The sequence below is a fragment of the Cupriavidus sp. 8B genome (assembly GCF_054589115.1).
This window is the reverse complement of sequence record NZ_BAAILO010000114.1, coordinates 1-20,652: the sequence shown is the minus strand read 5'-3', so window position 1 is coordinate 20,652 and position 20,652 is coordinate 1. Positions and strand designations below refer to the sequence as shown.

General features: G+C 64.8%; 14 protein-coding genes. 2 read left to right on the top strand and 12 right to left on the bottom strand.

Going from position 1 to position 20,652, the window contains the following annotated elements; translation table 11 throughout:
* Nucleotides 1–426 precede the first annotated feature (426 nt).
* From ACYP5B_RS12455 to ACYP5B_RS12430, 6 genes are all read right to left on the bottom strand, one after another.
* Entirely contained in the window at nucleotides 427–1,218 is a 792-nt protein-coding gene (locus ACYP5B_RS12455) for a 4'-phosphopantetheinyl transferase family protein (protein ID WP_459569813.1), read from the bottom strand.
* A gap of 54 nt (nucleotides 1,219–1,272) precedes the next feature.
* The gene (locus ACYP5B_RS12450) at nucleotides 1,273–4,368 is read right to left on the bottom strand and encodes an acetoacetate--CoA ligase (protein ID WP_459569812.1); all 3,096 of its coding nucleotides are present in this window, start codon (nucleotides 4,366–4,368) and stop codon (nucleotides 1,273–1,275) included.
* 752 nt (nucleotides 4,369–5,120) lie between these two features.
* Nucleotides 5,121–5,342, bottom strand: coding sequence for a hypothetical protein (locus ACYP5B_RS12445; protein WP_267603539.1), 222 nt, complete (start codon nucleotides 5,340–5,342; stop codon nucleotides 5,121–5,123).
* Between the two features lie 87 nt (nucleotides 5,343–5,429).
* Nucleotides 5,430–6,584 carry a CAP domain-containing protein gene (locus tag ACYP5B_RS12440; protein WP_459569810.1) on the bottom strand — a complete coding sequence of 385 codons (1,155 nt, stop codon included), beginning with the start codon at nucleotides 6,582–6,584 and terminating at the stop codon, nucleotides 5,430–5,432.
* A gap of 215 nt (nucleotides 6,585–6,799) precedes the next feature.
* Nucleotides 6,800–7,021: a hypothetical protein gene (locus ACYP5B_RS12435; protein WP_267603541.1), complete on the bottom strand. Its 222-nt coding sequence runs from the start codon at nucleotides 7,019–7,021 to the stop codon at nucleotides 6,800–6,802.
* 38 nt (nucleotides 7,022–7,059) lie between these two features.
* Nucleotides 7,060–7,536, bottom strand: coding sequence for a lecithin retinol acyltransferase family protein (locus tag ACYP5B_RS12430; protein ID WP_459569809.1), 477 nt, complete (start codon nucleotides 7,534–7,536; stop codon nucleotides 7,060–7,062).
* A 546-nt stretch (nucleotides 7,537–8,082) separates the two neighbouring features.
* Between ACYP5B_RS12430 and ACYP5B_RS12425 the strand changes: the two genes are divergently transcribed.
* On the top strand, nucleotides 8,083–8,370 hold the full coding sequence (locus ACYP5B_RS12425) for a hypothetical protein (protein ID WP_400101912.1): 288 nt from the start codon (nucleotides 8,083–8,085) through the stop codon (nucleotides 8,368–8,370).
* Between the two features lie 115 nt (nucleotides 8,371–8,485).
* Nucleotides 8,486–9,256 (top strand): PP2C family protein-serine/threonine phosphatase, encoded by a 771-nt coding sequence (locus tag ACYP5B_RS12420; protein ID WP_400101911.1) that lies wholly within the window; start codon nucleotides 8,486–8,488, stop codon nucleotides 9,254–9,256.
* A gap of 33 nt (nucleotides 9,257–9,289) precedes the next feature.
* Here ACYP5B_RS12420 and ACYP5B_RS12415 read toward each other — a convergent pair whose 3' ends face one another.
* The 6 genes from ACYP5B_RS12415 to ACYP5B_RS12390 all read right to left on the bottom strand — a co-directional run bounded on the left by ACYP5B_RS12415 (nucleotide 9,290) and on the right by ACYP5B_RS12390 (nucleotide 20,240).
* The gene (locus tag ACYP5B_RS12415) at nucleotides 9,290–10,597 is read right to left on the bottom strand and encodes a sigma-54 interaction domain-containing protein (RefSeq protein WP_400101909.1); all 1,308 of its coding nucleotides are present in this window, start codon (nucleotides 10,595–10,597) and stop codon (nucleotides 9,290–9,292) included.
* An 87-nt stretch (nucleotides 10,598–10,684) separates the two neighbouring features.
* Complete coding sequence (locus ACYP5B_RS12410) at nucleotides 10,685–13,744, bottom strand: peptidase domain-containing ABC transporter (protein WP_400101907.1); 3,060 nt, start codon at nucleotides 13,742–13,744, stop codon at nucleotides 10,685–10,687.
* 20 nt (nucleotides 13,745–13,764) lie between these two features.
* Nucleotides 13,765–14,517 (bottom strand): peptidylprolyl isomerase, encoded by a 753-nt coding sequence (locus tag ACYP5B_RS12405; protein WP_267603546.1) that lies wholly within the window; start codon nucleotides 14,515–14,517, stop codon nucleotides 13,765–13,767.
* Between the two features lie 125 nt (nucleotides 14,518–14,642).
* Nucleotides 14,643–16,025 carry an HlyD family efflux transporter periplasmic adaptor subunit gene (locus ACYP5B_RS12400; RefSeq protein WP_400101904.1) on the bottom strand — a complete coding sequence of 461 codons (1,383 nt, stop codon included), beginning with the start codon at nucleotides 16,023–16,025 and terminating at the stop codon, nucleotides 14,643–14,645.
* Nucleotides 15,994–18,585: an FHA domain-containing protein gene (locus ACYP5B_RS12395; protein WP_459569807.1), complete on the bottom strand. Its 2,592-nt coding sequence runs from the start codon at nucleotides 18,583–18,585 to the stop codon at nucleotides 15,994–15,996. Before ACYP5B_RS12395 ends, ACYP5B_RS12400 begins: the two co-directional genes overlap by 32 nt.
* A gap of 215 nt (nucleotides 18,586–18,800) precedes the next feature.
* On the bottom strand, nucleotides 18,801–20,240 hold the full coding sequence (locus tag ACYP5B_RS12390; protein WP_400101918.1) for an efflux transporter outer membrane subunit: 1,440 nt from the start codon (nucleotides 20,238–20,240) through the stop codon (nucleotides 18,801–18,803).
* Between the last annotated feature and the right edge of the window lie 412 nt (nucleotides 20,241–20,652).

Genomic DNA, 20,652 nt, shown 5'->3' with positions numbered 1-20,652 from the left:
CAAAGAAGTCCGCAGCGCTTTTTGATTGCTTTGAACTCGTTACGCCCTACGCAACGCCTCGCACCAAGTGAGGCAAGTATGCGGGCCGGTGCGCGCCGTCTTGCGTCACCCTGTCCAGCCTACCTACACGCCCGTGCCGCTGCCTCCAGCCTGACCTCATACGCCGCGCGCTGCGCCACTTCCACCAGCGCCGCCCGCCCCTTCGTGAAGAGCATTGGGAACCGTGCCTCAATTGGCGCGATCGGCCAGGAACGGCCGGTCAACGCGGCTTTTGATCCATTCCAGTCCGTCATGACGTTGGCGTTCATGGGGCAAAAGTGCACGGCAGATTTTGCACTCCGAGACAAACATCCAGATGTGTCTTCCTGGTTGTTCGATCGCGCATCTCATAGGCCCAGCGTTAATCCGGCATTGCCGTCGAATTGGTCAGCTGTTTGCCCAGGCCGATAACGTGCAACGGTGGAGGGTGACGCTTGCGTCTTCGAGCGACACGGCTAGCGCTGCGCGGACTCCCGGCCCGAGGACGAGGTCGAGACACGTCCAGCCGGAAATGGTTGTGCCGTTATGCGAAGCACACCAGCGGCCCTCGCCGAGTAGCAAATCGTCTTCTGTCGTATAGGCGTTCGGCTCGCCGGAGAGACCCATGCCGAGCGCCTTCAGCAGAGCTTCCTTTCGGGTCCAGATACTGAGCAGGGTTGCAGCCGAATCGGGTCGCGTCGGGTCAAGCGCCTCCTCCTCGATCGGAGAGAATATCCCGCGTCCAATGCCCGCAACGTTTAAGCCGTCAATCCGTCGCTCCACGTCCACGCCGACACGGCAATCCCATGCGAAAGCGAGCAGCGTCATCCCGTCAGTGTGGGAAACACTGAATGCGAGCCTTGCAGCGTGCGGCCACTGCAAGGCGGGCTTGCCGAACGGCGTAACACTAAAGCGCAGGGATTCGGGATTGCAGGTCAGATAGCCGCCGATCAGCCAGCGGAGAAGGCTCCGCCGGGCAATGAAGTCATTGCGATTCCTTTCGTGTCTGTAGGCTCGGGCACGCTGTCGCTCATCTGGCGAAAGCGTGTGGGCGAGCGTCGAACATGCTGGCCCGATAAGAGCGTCATTCAGTACCCACACATGCACGGCTCTTTCCGGCAACGAGAGGCGGCTCCGATCAGGCAGTAAAAGAGACGCGGTACGTCCCGCGTTTCGTGCGGTGACAATATCGTGCTGCATGCCGTTCGATCCCCGTTCACGCCTTGCGGCGTCTCATGAAACACGCCCGCCGCGTCACGGGTTTGCCAACCCCTCGTCCAGTAGCGCCGCGACGACCTGCAAGTTCGGTTCGACGATCATATCGCCATGGCTACTGGGCACTTCGGCAATCATCAGGCCGCCGCGCGCGACACGCCGCCACAGCGATATCGGATCGCCGCGATCCTGCTGTCGAATCGTCGCGCGCACATAGACAATCGGGCCCGCGTGATACGGCCGCGGCCGGTAGGTCGCCATTGCTAGCCCCATCGTTTCGCGCACGCGCCGAAGCGCAGGCGGCAACGATTCGGTGAAGGGGTCTGGCCGGCGCGTCATGCGCCCGCGGCTCATCCGCACGCGATCGGCCGCCCTCCCGAGCATGTCCGTCAGGTAACCGGAAAGCTGCGACGCAGGCACCGCGCGAAGCTTGCGCCACCGCTCGCCCAGATAGCTGCAGCGGTGCCGCATCCAAGCATTCCATGGCAGGAAATGCTCGTGCACATAGGTATCGAGCAGGCACAGGAATTCGATGTGCTCGCCAGCGCGCCTCAGCTGTTGCGCAATCTCGAACGCGACCAGCCCGCCCAACGAGTAGCCGGCCAGCGCGTACGGTCCGCCCGGCTGCACGGTGCGCATCTGTTCGATGTAGCTGGCCGCCATGTCTTCGACGCGCCCCTGTGTCGGCTGCTCGCCATCCAGGCCTCGTGCCTGCAGTCCATAGACCGGGCGCGGACTACGCAGCGCGCAGACCAGCCCCCAGCATTCCATCACCGAGCCGCTCAAGCCATGCACGAGGAATAGCGGCGTCCCGGTGCCGGCGCGCACGGGCACGAGGATCGGCGACGGCGGCGGCGGTGCGCCCTCGTCGATCGCCGCGGCGAGGCGCGCGATCGTCGGCGCGATCAGCAGCGTCGCGAGTGGAATCGTGCGCCCGGTCGACTGATGCACGTCGGCGAGCAACCGCGCTGCGAGCAGCGAATGGCCACCCAGGTCGAAGAAATTGTCGTCGCGACCGATCGGCGCGAAGTCGAACAGTTTCTCCCACAGCACCTGCAAATGACGTTCTAGTTGATCGCGGGACTCGCCGGCGGGTGGCAATTCGCGCGCCGCCAGGTTCAGTGCCGGATGGTTCCGGATCGCGTCGAGGCATCCGGGATTGCGTAACGCCGCGGCATTGCCGACCGGCAAGCCGTTGACCGCATTGCGCGCGGCCGCTTCGGACAGCTTGCCGCTATGCGTGACCGGCAACTCATCGACGGCGATGATCCGGTCGGGCACGTGCGTTGGCGAGGCACGACGTGCTAGGTCGCGGCGCACTCGGGCGGCCAGCGCGCCGGTCAGCGCGACGCCATCCTGCAAGACCAGCAGCAGCACGATGCGCTGGTCGTACCTTTGCGCGTGTGTGCGGTCAGGCGGCGCGGCGCGTGGCCGCTGCTCGACCACCAGCGCCTCACGAATGTCCCGGATATCGCTCAGCACACGATAGATTTCGCCCGGACCAACGTTGATGCCGCGAACATTCAGTACGCCATCGGATCGGCCATGCAGCCGCGCAGTGCCTTCCGGCGAAAATTCGATGCGATCGCCGTGCGTCCAGACACCTGCGTTGCTGGTGAAATAGGCAGCGTGAAACCTCTTACCGTCCGTGTCGCCAAAAAAACCGAGCGGACGTGACGGAAACGGATTCGCGCAGACCAGCTCGCCGATTCGGCTGGTGCGCCCCCCCTGTTCCCACGCCTGAACATCGAGCGCAAGGCTCTTGCATTGGGCTTCCCCCGCATAGATCGGCAGGTTCGGGTTCCCCAGCACAAAGCAGCCGAGAATGTCCGTGCCGCCCGAGATCGACTGCAGGGGCAGCGGCTTCACGTGATCGCGTACCCATTCGAACTGCGCATCGAACAACACCGCACCGGTCGACATCATCGCGCGTAGTGCGCCGAGATCGAATTGCTGCCCTGGCGCCAAGCCCGCGTCCTCACACATCTTCAGGTAAGCGGGACTTGTGCCGAACACGGTGACGCGCTCGTCGGCGACGAGGCGCCACAACGCATCGACCGTCGAGATCGGGCCGTCATACGTAACGATCTCGGCCCCGGACGCGAGCGCCGACAACTGCCAGTTCCACATCATCCACGCGCAGGTGGTGTGAAAGTACAATCGATCGCCGGGCCGCAGGTCGCAGTGCAGCCGATGCTCCTTCAGATGCTCGAGCAGGCTGCCGCCGGCGCCGTGCACAATGCACTTCGGCTTGCCGGTGGTGCCCGACGAGAACATGATGAAAAGCGGATGGTTAAACGGGAAGCGCCGCCACACGAAGCTCCCGGCATCGCCGCTGTCGATCAGTTCGCCAAGCGAATAGACTCGCTGCTTGACGGTGTCCGGCAAGGTTCCGTCGTCGAGCCGGACGACGCCCTGCAGCGACGGTAACGCAGCAGCCAGATCGGCGATGTTATCCGCCAGCGACATGCCCGTGTCGAACGCCCGCTGCGCAGCGTGCGCGAACAGCAGCCGCGGCGCTAGCGGCGCGAAGCGATCGAGGATCGTCTCGACGCTCATTTCGGCCGCAGCGGTCGACAGCGTTGCACCGAGCGCGGTGACGGCCAGCGCGGCAACGACCGCATCTGCGTCGTTGCGCATCACACCAACCACGCGGTCCCCATCGCGCAGCCCCAACTCCGAGAGAGCATGCGCGAGACGAGCTACTCGATTGCGCAGTTCGCCGCGGGTCAGGCGTACACGTCGGCCATCTGCGTGACATGCGGTCAGTGCAGGTGTGTCGGGCGTCGCTACCGCCAGGCCAAGCAGGTTGTCCGCGTAGTTCAGTTGGACCTGCGGGAAGAAGCGTGCATGCTCGCAATCGTCGCCGACGCAGACCGGCTCGGTGCTGCCGGACCACGCGAGGCCCTGCGACCACTGCACGAAGCATTGCCAGAACGTCCGGTACTCCCGTACCGAGAAATCGTGTAGCGTATCGTAGTTATTGAAGACTTGGCCGGTGTATGCCTGCAGGGCCGTGGTAAATGCGGTCATTTGCGACGCCGCGGCGCACTCGGGCGTGCCGCTATAAATGGGTACGCGTCCCATGGTCACGCTGGGGCAGAACGACGCGTCGAACAGGTGAAAGCGATCCATCCAATGCTCCACGGAGACCGGTGCACACCGTTCGAAGCAACGGCGTGTCCTGATCATCCAGACTAGTGACTCGCTATTTCTTGCTCTGTGCGAAATCGCACGAACTATTGCCAAACCACAGGCAACGACCAGGCGGCCGGCGTCGAAATGACTGGGGCTTCTCGTATCAACAAGTTCGTGACCCGGGGCGGCTTCGCTGAAACAGCAATGCGCCATCACCATGACGAGCGCGTCACTATCAAGTCGGCACGCGTCCCGAAACTTCCTCCGGGAATGGTGTGAGCGAATCCACGAGATCCTGATGCAGACCATGGGGCAGGACCTTTCGGTCGGCGGCAACCAGGCAGCGCGCGGGACTACCTGTCAAGAGCGGACTGCGGAAGCTCGAAGCATTGTCGACGAACGTTTCTTGTCCGCCCTGTGAGGGGACATTCGCGAATCGCTTCTTGGTGGCTGGCCGACAGCGGCCGTCGGCCAACGCGCGCACTAGTGCCCATTCCAGGGCATTCCCCGTCAATTTAACCCGACCCGCACCTGCCGTCGGTCGCAAATCAACAAGATAGGGAAACGCTCACGCCGCGAGTGAAAGCACAAGAGTGTACGACACGCCGCCCCCGATCGCCGGAGGGGTCGGTCTGCACGCCCGGTCGGGCGTCAGGCTGAACCAGCAGCCGCCATTTAAGTCGTGGCAAGCGCACCTGTGCAAAGTCTGGCCAAGGGCTGCCCAGCACGATAGTCAGGGTGGCGCGCAGCTAGTTCACCTGCCCCGCGTCGATGGCTCGCATGGCTGCGGCTTCTGCCAGGGCAATTGCAGCTTCCGCGGTCCCCGCCACGCCAGCCTCTTCCTCGAACGAAGGCTGCGGCGTTTCGCCGAACGAGTCGGCGATCACGACCATCGCCGTAAAGCCTCCGCCAGCTACCGGAACAGCGCGGGCCACCACGGCATAGCCGCCATACTCGAACTGTCGCTCCATCTCGCCGCTCCTAAACGCTTGGGCATGAGGCAATCATAGATGGACATATCGTCCCGTGACCAGAACAAGGCCCCTGTCCCGCCAAATTCACCGGGTGACGAACGACCAACTCAGATTGAGCGGCTTGCCAGCCAGCTGGCCGCTGACGCTCACGTTGTACCGCGTCCCGCTCGCGAGCGGCGCGAGAGGCGTACAGACCGCAGCGCCGGCAGCCGCACCGGACAGGTTGGGGCTGCGCGCATCCACCTTCAGGCAGTTGACGTTGTTGCCTTGCGCATCGGTCACCACGAAGGTGTCCGCGTTAAACGCCTGGCTGCGGTCGATGGCTTGCAGGGTGATGGGGTAGCCAAGCGTCTGGTTCTGGTAGCCCGGCGCGGGATTGGGGCTTTCATTGTTCACCCAGCTGGTCGGCACGTCCGCCTGGCCGGCGTAGGGATACGCCACCATCTGGTCGCTGGTGCCGGGCATGGTGGCATCGGCCAGGTCGATAGTTTGGTAGAACGATGCCGTGGCACCGCCCGAAGCCGTGCTCTTCTGCTCGGCATAGCCGGCCCCCGCGGACTTGTAGCTGCCCAGCAAGGTGGCGCGATGGAGTGGCGCATCGAACAGGTCGGCCACCAAGGCGTCGTTGGACGCCAGCACCAGGATCGCGTTGGGATCCGAGCTCCATTTCGTGGCGCCCCCGACGACCTCCGCTGTGGCGCCGGTCGGGTACAGCGCTTGCACGCGTGCATCCGGCGTGGCGCCGGTGTAGCCCCGCGCGGCGGCATTCTCGTCATGACCAAGCGTCTGGTTCCAGAGCATGTAGTTGCTATGGTTTTGCGCGGCGACGCCGATGGCATCCTGCGCTTCCAGCGCGGGAAGCCCGACCTGCACGCGACGGAAGTTGGCGTAGCAAAGGCCTGCGGTCTTGGGCTCGCCGAGCACGTGATAGGCGGTCACGCCGGCCGCGCCGCGCGCGGGCAGGATGCTGACGCCGGATGCGCCCGAAGCCGCAGCGGCGTTGCCGGTCACGGTGAAGCAGGCCGTCACTGCGGTGGCGGGCACCGTCTGGCTGGTGCTGGGGGCAGCGGCCGCAGCGCCGGCATTGCTCGTTGCGCCTGCCGCTGCGGGCGTGGCGGGCCCGCTACCGCCGCCATCGCCGCCACCGCAGGCGCAGAGAACCAGTGTGGCGCCGGCCAGGGCGAGAAGTATCTTGGGAAAATGCGCCTTTCCGGGCGAGGTCGAGCGATTCGCTAGCATCAATCCGAAGGGTTCGTCCGGCCATCGCAACCGGTGATCAAAAGTGCGGCTTTGGCATCGCAAGGGCAAAGCCAGGCTGGGAAAAATCCGGACGATCTTATTGGCGGGCCCGCGGGAGCGTCCAGCCTGCGAACAAATGCTTACGTGTGACCCTGGCGCGCGTCACCTGACGGCATTCAGAATAGGTAAAGGCGTAAAGGCGCAACGCATGCACTTCAGCCCACCCTGAGCGCAGGCGGGAATACGCACCAGCACCCGTCGTCATGACGGAAGAAGAACATCGACAACTGCCCCGACGGGCGGGCCACATCCACCCGGATGCAGCCGCTGCGGCAAGCCCGCGAACTGCGCACGCGGGTGATCCGCGCGGGCGCGGCCAGGTTGGGGCCGAGCCATTTGTCGATCAGCCCACGCAGGGATATCTTGGCGGTTTGCATGTCAGTCTCCTTGACTTGGCTGGCTCTAGGATCAAGCGTTAAACAGCACCGGCGCCGAGGTGCGCGCCCTTGAACTCGGTTTCGAGAAACGTCCTGAGCAGGTTGGCGACGGTCTGCACGGCCATGGACGGGTGGTGCAGGCAGGCTTCCACTTGCTCGCTGCGGCCTTCGCCAAGCAGACACCAGGTGCAGAAGTGCTCGCAGTTGTTGGTCAGGAGCCGGTAGTTGTCTTCACCGAGACGGGAGCGGGCGCGCGCAACTGCGTCCAGGCCGACATACCTGGCGCAGGGATTGGCCTTCACGGTGACGGGGTGGCCAGCCGCGAAGGCTTCCACCGTGGTTTCTTCCACCGGGCCGCGATGGAGCGAGCCGGCAAAGCCGGCGTAATGGACCACCTTGCCTTCGCCGATATAGATGCCGTGATGGGCATAGCCGCGGCGTTCCGTGACCAGGTGTGCGCCCAGGGGCAGGTCGGCATCGATGGCCTGGTCTTGTTGTTGGTGTTGGTGGTTCATGGCTGCCTCTGATCTGTTTGCTTGCTGCAGGCATTGCCTGCTGGTTGCCATACCATCCGCATCAACCGTGCCACCCGCCGCAGTCCCAGGCAGATCAAAGGATTGCGGGATTTTCAACCGGCCAGGCAGGGGAAAAGCGTCTCCGGCCAGCCAACAGCTTGATGCCAATAGTGTTGGCGGCATGCCATCAGAGGGGATCCGGACACGGTGAGCGCGTGACGAAGTGGATTCGGTGGCAGTGGCAGCGCGCTGTGGCGCGACTTCACGCAAGACGGCAAAGGGACGGCGAGCCCGAGGCAAAGCGGTGGTGTTCCCCCACCATACCGGCGGAGGATGTTGGCATTGCGCCAACGCTTCAGGCCCTGCCGCGAAGTCCGAGATCAGCCCGGAATCGCCAACGCGGAGGGAAAACACAGCAAATTCAAGCACTTGCGCCACTGAGCCGACTCAGCCGCATCACTGGCATGCGCTTTGCTATGTAGAAGCATGGCAAGAAGCCACGGACCGCAACACAGCCCCTACCGAACCCACGCACCGGAGACCATCATGGCGGCGCTCACCATCAAAGACCTCTACACCAACCGCACGCTGGACGGCCAGGCCATGGCGGCCATCCGGGGCGGCGGCGCGCCGTGGGTATTCGGCTGGATCCAGCCCTACTCCCCGCCCCGGCAAAGCATTGGGCCCGTCGTCAACTTTTACGAGATCAACAACAGCTTCTATGCTGATCAGATGGTTAACCAGTTCCAGAACATCGACGTTCGCAATACGGCGCCCGGCGCGAACATCAATGTGCAAGCGGGACAAGGGGCAAGGAACGACGGCCGGATGTAGCCCGGTTCGCACGCGGCCCGCACGGTCCGGCAATGCACCGCCTGCCACGCCAATGCCGCCCAGGCACTGGCGTGGCGTCGCGGCGTCCTAGCTCGCCCGAACACCGGAGATGATCGTGACCTGTGCATCGCAATTCCGCTGGACTTCAGCCGCTCGCACCGATGTCGGCCTCGTACGGGAGCGCAATGAGGATGCCTGCCTGGCCCAGCCGGAGCGAGGGCTCTGGGTGGTGGCGGACGGCATGGGCGGCCATGCGGTTGGCGACTACGCCAGCAACCTCGTCGTGGAGACGCTATCCCGTCTGCCGCTGCCGCAAAGCCTCGAGAGCTTGCTCGACGAGGCGCGCACCGCCTTGCAGGAGGTCAATCGCGAGTTGCTGGAGGAAGCGGCGCGCCGGCAGGTCCGGCGCATTGGCAGCACGGTGGTGGTGCTGATGGCGTGCGAACGCTTCTGTGGCTGCCTGTGGGCGGGCGACAGCCGCATCTACCTGTACCGGGACGCGCACCTGACCCAGCTGACCCGGGACCACAGCCGCGTGGAAGAACTCAAGGCACGCGGCCTGATTACCGCGGAAGAAGCCGTGCATCACCCTGCGCACAACACCATCACCCGCGCGGTAGGCGCGAACACGGCGCTGGAACTGGACCAGACCTGGGTGGAAGTCGCCGATGCCGATATCTTCCTGCTCTGCAGCGACGGCCTGAGCAACGAGCTGCGGGACCCGGAGATCGCCAGCGTGCTGGCCTGCGGCGATTGCGAGCTGGCGGCACAGGCGCTGGTGACCGCGGCGCTGGGCCGCGGCGGCCACGACAATATCTCGGCGGTGGTGGCGCGCGCCGAGGATCTCTACGCCTCGGACAAGACTATGGTGAATCCAGCGCTGTAGCCTGGCTCCCGGCTCACCACGCCTTTGCGCTGCTTACCGCGCCTTGCCGCCCTGCGCCGCGCCCTGGTTGCGGAAATCCTTGGAATGGATGCCGTGCTTCTTCAGCAGCATCTGCAGGTGCGAGCGATTCATGTCGAAGCGCCTGGCCAGCTCCGCTACCGTGCCGCCGACTTCCTGCAATCCCCGCTCGAGAAATGCGCGTTCGGCTTCATCGCTGGCGGCGCGCTTGGCTTCGCTGAGCGAGGTGGCCGTGGACGCATCCACCACGAGCGGTGCCGCGGCGCCGCTGGCCACCAACGCCGGCGCCGATGGCTTGGGGCGCAGATCCTGCGGAAGATGCTCGAGATCGGCCGTGTCGCCGGCGAGGCAGGAGATCCGGTACATCAGGTTGCGCAACTCGCGGATGTTGCCGGGATAGGCGTAATTCATGAGGAAGTCGCGCAGGCGCGGCGTCAGCTTGATGGGACGGCGCTTTAACGCGCCGGCCGCCTCGTCGCCGAAATACGCTACCAGCAAGGCGATTTCATCGCGCCGCTCGCGCAGCGGCGGCAGCGTGACGTGGATCACGCTGAGGCGGTAGAACAGGTCTTCGCGAAACTTGCCCTCCTCGCTCAGGCGCCGCAGGTCCCGGTTGGTGGCCGCTACGATGCGCGTGTCCACCGAGATGGTCTCGTCGGAGCCGACCCGCTGGATCTCATGCGACTCCAGCACGCGCAGCAGCTTGACCTGCCCGGTGAGCGGCAACTCGCCGATCTCGTCGAGGAAGATGGTCCCGGTATGCGCGCTCTCGAACTTGCCGCGGCGATCGTTGGCCGCGCCCGTGAAGGCGCCCTTCTTGTGGCCGAACAGCTCCGACTCCAGCAGGTTCTCCGGGATCGCCCCGCAGTTCACCGAGATATAGGGCTTGTCCGTCCTGGAGCCGTTGGCATGGATCACCTTGGCCATCAGCTCCTTGCCCGTGCCACTCTCGCCATCGATCAGCACGGGCAAATCGGTGGGCGCAGCCTTCTCGGCGATCTCCAGCGCCTCCAGCAGCTTGGGGTTGTCGCCGAAGGTGCCCTCAAATATAAAGCTGCGCTCCAGCAGCGCCTGGCGACGCTCGCGTGGCGCCAGGTCGGCTGGCATCGGCTCTGCCACGGCCGCCTGCACAAAGCGCTCCTTGTGCGACAGCTGCATCACCTCGTCGCGCAGCGTGGTGGCCTGCTTGAGCAGCTTCTCGATCTCGTTGCGCTCGAGCTTGGAGGCCCAGCGCAGCGTAGAGCGCAGGATCTCGATCTTCTCGATCAGCCCGGCATAGGAGATGGCCGACCCGACGGAGCCCCCCTGGTTGAACAGCTTCATGTCGCGCTCCCCCATGCGTCGCATTACGGCAGATAGGCCAGATGCGCCATTGCAACCCCCGCAGCGCCCGGGGCAGTGCAACCGCGCTCACTCTGAACTCAACTGCTTCTGCACCAGTTGGTAGTACATGCCCTTGCGCTCCAGCAGTTCCTCATGCCGCCCCTGCTCGACGATGGCCCCTTCGTACAGCACCAGGATCTTGTCCGCGCGCATGATGGTGCTCAGGCGGTGCGCGATGATCACGGCGGTGCGGCCTTGCAGGATCTCCTGCATGTTGCCAAGGATGTTGCTCTCCGATTGCGTGTCCAGCGCCGAGGTTGCCTCGTCGAAGACCAGCAGGCGTGGATCGTGATAAAGCGCGCGGGCAATGCACAGCCGCTGGATCTGTCCGCCGGACAAACCCACGCCGCGCTCGCCCACCACCTGCTCGTAGCCCAGCGGCAGCTTGCTGATGAACGCGTGGGCGTCGGCCATCTTGGCGACTTCCTCGATATGGCGGCGATCCGGGCTGTCGTCGCCGCAGGCGATGTTCTCGGCAATGGTGCCCGAGAACAGCAGGTTGCTCTGCATCACGTAGCCGATCTGCGCGCGGTAGTACTCCTTGTCGATCACGCTGAGGTCGTAGCCATCCACGGTGATCTTGCCTTCCGTGGGCACGTAGAACCCCACCAGCATCTTGGCCAGCGTGGTCTTGCCCGAGCCGCTGCGCCCCACGATGGCCAGCAATTCGCCGGGCTTGATGCTGAAACTGATGTTCTCCAGCACGTAGGGCGTTTCGGCCCCGCCGTAGCGGAAGTAGACGCCCTCCAGGCTGATCTCGCCCTGCAGGTCCGGCAGCATCACGCGCGACGCCAGTTCCTCCGGCTTTTGCTCCGGATCGAGGTCCAGCACGTCGCCCAGGCGCTCCATCGCCACGCCGGCATCGTTGAGCTGGCCCCACAATGCCACCAGCCCCATCAACGGCGCCAGCACGCTGCCCATGAATGCGTTGAAGGCAATGAGCTGGCCGACGGTGAGCTCGCGCTGCAGCACCAGGTTGGCGCCCACCCACAGCACGGCGATGGTGGTCGCAGCATTGAGCAACTGGCTGGCCAGCCCCACCAGGATATGGAACGCCTGCGCCCTGTACTGGACCTCCAGCGCCTTGGCGTACTTCTTCTCCCACTTCAGGCGCACCGGGCGCTCAATGCCCATGCCCTTGACCGTCTCCACTCCGCCCAGCGTCTCCATCAGGTACGACCGCGCATCGGTCGTGGTGGTGAACACCTCGCGCGCGAAGGCCTTTACCTTTGGCGTTGCCACGATCGTCAGGATCGCAATCGGAACCACGAAGGCGATCAGCACCAGCGTCATCTTGACGTTGTAGAGAAACATGATGGTGAAATAGATAAACACCATCAGCAGGTTGAGCGCCGTCGTCACCGTGGACTCGGTCAGGAAGGCGCGGATGGTCTGGTTCTCCTGGAAGCGGGCGAAGATGTCGCCCGTCTTGCGCTTGGCGAAGAAGGAAAACGGCAGCGACAAGGTGTGCTTGAAGAAGTGCGACATCATGGCGAAGTCCATATTGCGCACCATGAAGTTGGCGAGATACGCCCGCACCGAACTCATCAGTTGCGAGAACACGCTGGAGACGATCAGCCCAAGTATCAGCAGGTTCAGCAGGCCCATGTTCTGGTGCACCACCACGCCGTCCAGGATGTTCTGGATGATCAGGGGCGGCACCACGCCCAGCACCTGGATCACGAAGGTCGCCATGAACAGGTGTGCGAGGATCCGTTTGTACGGCGCCAGGTAGCCGATGAAGCGCAGCCAGGGCGAACGCGCCACCGCCAGTTGCGCCATGCTTTCGCCGGAGGTGAAAAGCAGGCAGGTGCCGCTCCACCCGCGCTCGAACTCCTCCACGCCCATCTTGCGAAATCCGAGGGCCGGATCGGCCACCCACACCCAGCGCTTGGATACGCCGTAGACCACCACGTAGTGGTAGCCCTCCCAGTGCACGATAAACGGCAGCTCGAAACCCAGCAGGGAATCATGCGTGCACTGCACGCCGCGCGTGGTAAAGCCGAGCGACTCGCCGGCGCGGGCCAGGCTGTCCAGCGTGGCGCCTTGCGTGGTCACATTGGCCAGCTCTCGCAGCTTGCCGAGCGTCATCGGGATGCCGTGATGGCGGCAGATCATCGCCAGGCAGGCAGCGCCGCAATCCATCTCCTCGGCTTGCTCGACCAGGGCGAAGCGGCGGATCACGCGTTCGCCGAACTCCGGCTTCGAGCGCAGGTCGAGCATCACTGGATGCTTGCGCCGCTCGGCCATCTTCTTTTGCCGGTGCAGCTCCCGGTCGATAAAGCGGATGCGCTCCTCCAGCACTTCGCGCAGCTTGGGATTTCGCTCCAGGATCAGCTGCACGGTCTTTTCCGGAATCACCAGCAGCCGCGCATCCGTGCCGGCGATAGCCGACGCGATCTGTTCCTGGCGCATCACGCAGGCGCGCTCGCCAAAAATGTCGCCCTGGCGCAAGGTCGCCAGCGGATACTCGACGCCCTCCTCGGTCCGCACGATGCGGACTTCGCCCTGGCGCACCACGTACAGGCGGCGGTCTTCCCGTGCATCCTGCTTCAGGATCTCCTTGCCGGCGGACACGCGCTTCACGCCCACGCTGCGCACGGCCTCCTCCAGCTCGCTCTTGTCGAGCTTGCCGCGCAGGTCGAACAGCCGGGCAACAAAGCCGCCAGCCGAACTGATCGCCACATAGCTGGCGACAAAGGCCATCGCCGCCGGATTCTGCGCGATCATGGGCTCGGTCACGCTGCGCGGAATATAGAGCAACTCGGTCTTGGCGGAAGACCGCACCGAGGATTCGTGCCGGTACTCGCGCAGCATGGCAATGTCGGCGAACACCTCGCGTGCCTTGCGCACGCCCAGGCTGACTTCCTTGCCATTGTCTTCGTTGAAGATGCGCACTGACCCCGACTTGATGATGAAGAGCCCGTCGGCCGGCTCGCCTGCATTGCAGATGGTCTCGCCAAAGCCGTATGAAAGCGATTGCGCATGCTCCGCCAGCCGCTCCATTTCCTCGCGTGAGAACGGCGAGAGTATTTCCACGCCAGCCAGAAAGTCGGCGAGCGGATGCAGTTCGGGGCTGGCTTCCATATGCGTCTGGGCCCTCGCGGCTAGCGCGCTTCGATGACGTGTTCCTGCGCCCTGGCCATCAGCCAGTCTTCACGCAGGAGCCGGCGCACCTCCGCCGCCACATCGGCATCGAGCGTGGCGGGATGCTTGGCGCTCACCATGAAGATCTCGAAGAAGGAGCGGTCCTGGGACGGGAACGGACCGAGCAGGTCGCCGGTGGCGGCGTTGAACACCTTGGCTTCGATATCCGTCTTCAGTGAGCCGCGCAAGACCTTGCCGATTGCGCCGCCCTGCTCTTTCGTGTCCGCGATGGAGTGCTCGCGCGCCATCTCGGCAAAGCTGTCGGGATCGTCCCGCAGGTAGGAGATCAGCTCCTTTGCCTTGCCCTCGGCGTCCACCACGATATGGCTCACCTCGATGCTGTCGAACTTCGGCGAGTGCAGCTTGAAGTAGCCCTCCACGGCCTTGTCGCTGGCCACCTCGGCGAGCATCTTTTCCTGGTAGAGGCTATCGGTCACGAACGCCTCGAACTCGTCCAGGCTCACACCGAGCACATCGAGGTAGTGGTTCATCTCCGTCGCGCGGTGCAAACCCTGCACGCGGCGGAACTGATCGGCGCGTTCCTGGATTTCCTCCGGCGACACGGTGATGCCCTGCTTCTTCGCCGCGTGCACCGTGAGCTTGTCCCTGACGATCTGCTCGATCAGCCCTTCGAATTGGCCCGTGAGCTTCAGGACACGGATGAATTCCTCGACCCCGATGACTTCATCGTCGACCCGCACAATCGCTGTCATCTCGTCAGCTCCTTGATTGTTCCCATTCGCCAAAATCCGCCGGCCCGCAAGTGCGGGCCGCCGACGCGTCTCCACCCACCTTCCAATCCTTGCCTCTATCCGCTTGCTTCAGCCCTCCGCTTGCTTCAGCCCGCCACCTGCCGGAACGGATCCAGCCCCAGGTCGATCAGGCGCCGCTCGCGCACCACGATTTCCGCCGTGGCGGTCATACCGTAGCGCAGCGGGTATTTGTTTTCCGCCACCGTGTAGTAGTCTTGCGCCAGCCGGACCCGCCCCTCGTATACCGGTTGCTTGTTCGGCCCCGCCAGCTTGGTCGCCGGCGAGATGTACTCGAGCGTGCCGGCGATCAAACCATAGCGCTGGTAGGGAAAGGCGTTGAATTTCAGCTTCACGGGCAAGCCCTCGCGCAGGAAGGCGCGATCGCGCTCGGCAATCTCGATCTTGAGCACGGGGCGCGCGTTCTTGGGCGCGATGCCGCCCAATGGCGCATTGGCCAGGACCTTGTCACCGCGCTGCGTGGAGCTGACATCGGTGATCACGCCCGCCACGGGCGCCAGGATCAGCAGGAAGTTGTCCTTGTCGATATTCTCGAAACGGATGCGCGCCGCCGCCTCGGCAACCAGCCGCGCGGTCTGCACCTGCAGGCGCAGCTTGTCTTCCGTATTGGCTATCTCGCGCAGCGCGGCGTCGTACTGGATGCGCAGGTTGGTCAGCTCCTGGCTGCTGCCTTCGAGTTGCACGGTGGCCTGGTTGAATTCCTGGCTCAGCTTGGAATCCAGCTCCGCCAGCCGCGACTGGGCAATCTGCAGCGCGTTCTCCGCTTCCACAGCCGCAATCCGCTTGCTCTCCACCTGCAACTGCGAGACCCCGCCGCCACCCGCCAGCGCAAACAGGCGGGCATAGCGGTCCTGCTCCTGGCGTGCGAATTCACGAGCCCGCCGCGCGCTGTCCAGGTTGCTGCGCGCCTGCTGCAACTGTGCCCGCTGCTGCTCCGCGAGCCGGGTGGTGCCCTCCGCAGTACGATTCTCGTGCAGGCGCTCCGCCACATCGATCTGCTGCTTCAACGCCGCCGCCTTGCGCTCCATCAACAGCTTCTTGTCGGGAAACTGCTTCCACTCGCGCTCGGAATCCTGCAGCTTGAGCTGCGCCTCCAGCGCGTTGGTGGCGGCCTCGATCGCGCCGCGCGCATTCAGCCGCGCCAGCACGTCGTCCTTGTTCACCGGCTGGCCCTCGGCCACATAGAGATCCGCCAGTTCTCCATCGACCGGCGCGTAGAACCGCCGCACTTCCGACTCCGGCGCGAGGGTGCCGTCCGCGGACACGATCACATCCGCGTGGCCCACGAACGACCAGACCAGCGCGCAGACGACCAGCGACACCATGACCAGCACGGAGATCTGCATCAGCTTCCAGGGCTCCGCGCTGAGAATGGCGATGCCCTCAGCGCTGTGGTCCTCGAGCGCCTCGGACAGCGGCTTAAGGCGATTGTCTCGGCTGTCGTCCTTCATCACCCTCCCCTCCAATCAATGCCAGCTTGGACTTGAGCAGCGCCGGGCTCAGCACCATGCGCAATTCCTGCAGGGAACGCCGCTGCAGCTCCGTCTCCGAATCGATATCCGCCTGGACCTGGCTCCATTGCGCCGTATCGCCAACCTTCAGTTGCGCGTAGATGCGCATGCCCTGGTGCGCCTGCGCGCTGGCATTGGACAGCAGGCGTGCCTGCGCGCGGAATTTGGCGGAGATGTCGGACTCCAGCCGCTGCTCGCCGCCGATGGCGCCATCGCGGCGATACTGGCGCCACGACGCAAGCGCGGCGTTCATCAGTTCCTGCGCGCGCCGGATCGCCGCATCGTGTATCGCCGCCACATCGGGCTCGACCGCCTTGAGGAAATAGGTATCCTCCGCGGGATCGAGCATGGCGTAGAACGACAGCAAGGCATCCTCGTTGCCATTGCCGCCGCGCGCCTTCTGCAGCTCGGCGAACTGCGCGGCGACGGCCTGCTTGCGCGCGAGGTCCTTGGCAACGGCCGCGGCCCATGGCCCCGTCTTTATCGCTTGCAGCCCGGCGAACGCCTTGGCGCTATCCCCCGCGCGCCAGGCCTTGTCCACCTCGGCGTACTGCCGCACCAGTTCCGGCGTCGGCAGGCGGCTGGCCGCCAGTACGCGAAAGCGCGCCTGGAAGGGCGGCGTGGAAAAGCTGGCCTTGGCCATCTGGGCCATCAGCGGGCCCAGTGCCGCCGCGCGTGCCGCACTGTCCAGCGCGATGTACTGCCGCAGGTCCTCCTTGAGGCGATCCATGCCGGCGAGCCTTGGATACTTCTCCGCGTAGTCCGCCAGCACGGCCTGCAGCGCTTCGGGATGCTCGCCCGCCAACCCGGTGGCCAGCGATGCATTCAAGCGGTCGACGGCGGCCAGGTAGACCGAGTCGTCGCTTTGCAGCTTGCGCACATAGCTGAGCGCATCGGCATATGGCTCCCTGAATTGCGCCACATAGGCTGCAATGCGGTCCAGCGCGCGCTGGTGGGCGGGAGTGTCGTCATTCCAGTGCTTGAGCAACGCGCGGATGCTGGCCTCATCGGTGTAAATGCGGATCGGCGCGTCCACGCCTCCCCGGCCCGCCACGAAGCGGTTCAGCCGGCCAATCCAGTCGAGCTCCTCCAGCAGGCCGCGCGCGTCGGCATTGTGCGCGCCGAGCGTCTTCATGCGCGCCAGCGCCGCCTCGGCGCCATTGAAGTCGCGCGCCTGTAGCTTGGCGATCCATCCCGGCACCTGGTCGCGCAGCAGCGCCTCGGTGCCCATCGCCCTGAACTGTGCATTGTCCGGGTGGCGCTCTAGATACGCGTCGGCTACGGCCGCGGCGCGGGCATGGTCGCCGCTGGCCATCAAGGACCTCATCTCGCGCTCGGGGGCGCCGCGCAAGAACAGGAAGAGCAGCAGCGCCACGACCGCCACGGCCACGACACCGCCCCAGCGCGCCGCGCGCTTCAGGCCAGCGCGCTCCGAAGCGCCAAAACTGCTGCCTAGCCTGCCCATGACGAGCGCGAACTTGCCCTGTGCACGCGGCTTGTCCGTCGCGCCACCTTCGCCTTCCGGCTGGGGCAATGCCTCCTGATTGACCTCGTCTTCCTGCTGCGCGGCGTAGTCGACGCAGAAAATATCCAGGAAGGAGCCAGCAGCGGCGACGAACGTGGTCTTGTCGGGATCGTGCGTCGGGGCGGCGGGTTCTGGCGCCGCGGTGGGTGCAGCTGCCGGCGGGGCCAATGCCGCCGCCGGGCCCTGGGCAGGCACTTCGGCGCCATCGGGCGGCGGCGGGATCGAACTGGTGAGGGTTGCGTCGGTGGTGGCGGTGGCCTCGTTGCGTATGCCTACCCGATAGACAAAATGATTGCCGCCGAACGCGAGGAGATCTCTCTCGCCGAGCGCGACCGCGTGCTCATCCACCCGCTTGCCGTTGACGAAGGTCCCGTTGGTGCTGCCGAGGTCTTCGACAAATGGATCGTTCCCCTTCAGGAAGATGTGCGCATGACGGCGCGAGACATAGTTCACCTGGTGCGGATAGACCTCCTTGTAGCGGGAGAAAGTCTCGTCCGCCTTGCTGATCAGGAAGGGAAATCCAGCTACCTCGATCGGCTGCAGGCCAAGATCGTCGCGCTCAGGCACAAGCGTCAGCACAATCGGCGTCTGGCTCTGTGCCTGGACTGGCGCGCGCGAATGCAAGCGCACCCGGTAGGACAGCGCAGCGCCGAAGCGTAGTTCATCGCCGTCGCGCAGCCTGGCTGGCTGCTGTGCCACGGTCGCGCCATTGACGGTGGTGCCGTTCTTGCTGCCCAGATCCGCGATATAGGCCGCGCCATGCTCGGAAAAGATGCGCGCGTGGCGGCGCGAGAGCACTGCGGCCACGTCGGCCGGGTATGCGGCGAAAGGCGCTTCCGCGCGGCCCACGGCGAACAGGCTCTCGTCGATGCGGATCTCGCCGAGCTCAGGGTTGGAGATGGCTTCGAGCACGATATCGAACGCCTGCCCCACCTTTGCCCGCATCTCGACAATCAGAGCTTCGTCTGGAGCCATGTTTCGATACCACCAACAGCGCGTGCCATGACGCGTACGCCAGTGGCAAGCCATGTTTCATGGCGACGGCGCGAGCCTGTGCGGCCCGCTGCGTCGTGAACGTGTTGACTAAGGACATAGTAGGCCACGCTTGCCCGTAGTCAAACGTCCGCCGGCAGCGTATTTCGCGCCTTGCCGGGCTTGCCCGGCTTGCGTGCGCAACGGGTTGCAGCCCCTTACTTCGCGATCTGTTGCGACGCCTCTTTCGGCGCGTTGCTCACCTCGGTGCTTGGCCACCCGCCACCAAGTGCCTTGTAGAGGGTGACAGTGTCAGCCAGGATTTGTTGGTGGTTGGCCAACAATTCCTGTTGCGCGCTCAGCAGCGATCGCTCGGTCTCGAATACATCGAGCTGGGACACCACGCCTTCCTTCAGCTGCGCCTCGATCTGCGCCGACACCACGCGTAGTTGCGCTACCTGCTGCTGCAGTTCCACGCGTTGCTTTTTGTGCGCGTCGACATTGACCAGCGCGTTCTCCACTTCCTCGAACGCCGTAATCACGGTGCGGCCATATTCGTTCTCTGCCACCTTGGTCTGTGCCTCCGAGGTCTTCACCCGGGCACGCACGCCCGGGTCCAGCATGGGCAGGTTGATGCTCGGCATGAAGCCGAAGGTGAACGACTTCAACAGGTCGCTCAGCGCAAAACTCGCCGTGCCGCCGCGGCCCGTCAGGCTGACGCTGGGCAGCTGCGCCAGGCGCGCCTGGCCGACCAGGTTGACGGACTCGAGCACGCGATATTCCGCCGCCACGATGTCAGGGCGCCGCGAGAGCAACTGCGACGGCAGGCCCGCCGGCACCGCCGGCAGTTGCACCCGCTCCTGCAGTCGCCCGGCCGGCACCTTGAACACGCCAGCCGGCACGCCCACCAGCGTGGCCAGCGCATTCTCGGAAATATCGCGCGAGCGGCGCAACTCGAGCAGGTCCTTGGTGAGCCGGTTGATCTCGGCCTGCTGCTGCATCACGCGGATCTTCGGGATCAGGCCGTTCTGGACCATGGCCTGGTAGGTGGTGAGGATCTGCTTGTTCCTCACCAGTGTCTTGCTCTGCTGATCGATCTGTTCGTCGAACTGCAGGATCTGGAAGTAGGTGATGGACACGTTGGAGACCAGGGTGAGGTAGCCGGCACGCCAATCCGCTTCGGTCGCGTTGAATTCGGCCGTCTGGGCCTGCACCCCCTTTTCCACCTTGCCCCAGATATCGATGTCCCAGTTGACCTGGGTGCCGAGGTTGTAGCTCTTGACGAGCGGCGTGCCTGTGCTCTTCTCGAAGCTCGCGCCGGCACCCAAGTCGAAGACCGGCAGCGCGCCGGCCCTGACCTCGGCAATCTGCGCGCCCGCCACCTTGATGCGCGCGGCCAGCACCTTGATGTCATAGTTGCCCGCGATTGCCTTGTCGACCAGTCCATCGAGGTACGGATCCCGGAACGCCTGCCACCAGTTCGGCACGATCGTGTCCGACGGCGAAACCGTGATCGATCCCTGGCGCGCCCAGTCAGGCTTGGCCGGCGTTTCCGGCCGCTGGTACACCGGCGGACGAAAGTCGGCGCAAGCTGCCAGCACCAGCAGGCAGGCGCCAGCCGTCAGGCATCGCCGCAAAGCGGCGCGCGCACCGCGCACGACAAACGGGGGGGAATGGTCTGGCACGATCGCCTCCTGCGAGCGTCAGCGGGCTGAACATGACCCGGCGGGCACCGGCCCCCGTCAGCCACATCGCCGGCGCCAGCTGCGCCGGGTCAGTCACGGCCCGAATACGAAGGAGCCGCGCCATCAACTCGCCATGCATGCATTGTGTATCCGCTAGCGGCGCGATCCAACCTGTAAATGAAGGCCCTGCGGCAAGAAAAGGGCCGCCCTGCCCGGCACGCCGGGAGGGCGGCGGTGGCTTCAACGATAGATGTTGTTCTGGGCGTTCTGCGTTGAGCTCACGTGGGACTTGATGTCGTCGGCAAAGGCCGTGTTGTTGCCATTCATGTTGACGACATTCTGGGTCTGGCCGATCAGCTGCGAGGCGTTGAAGGTCGAGTCGATC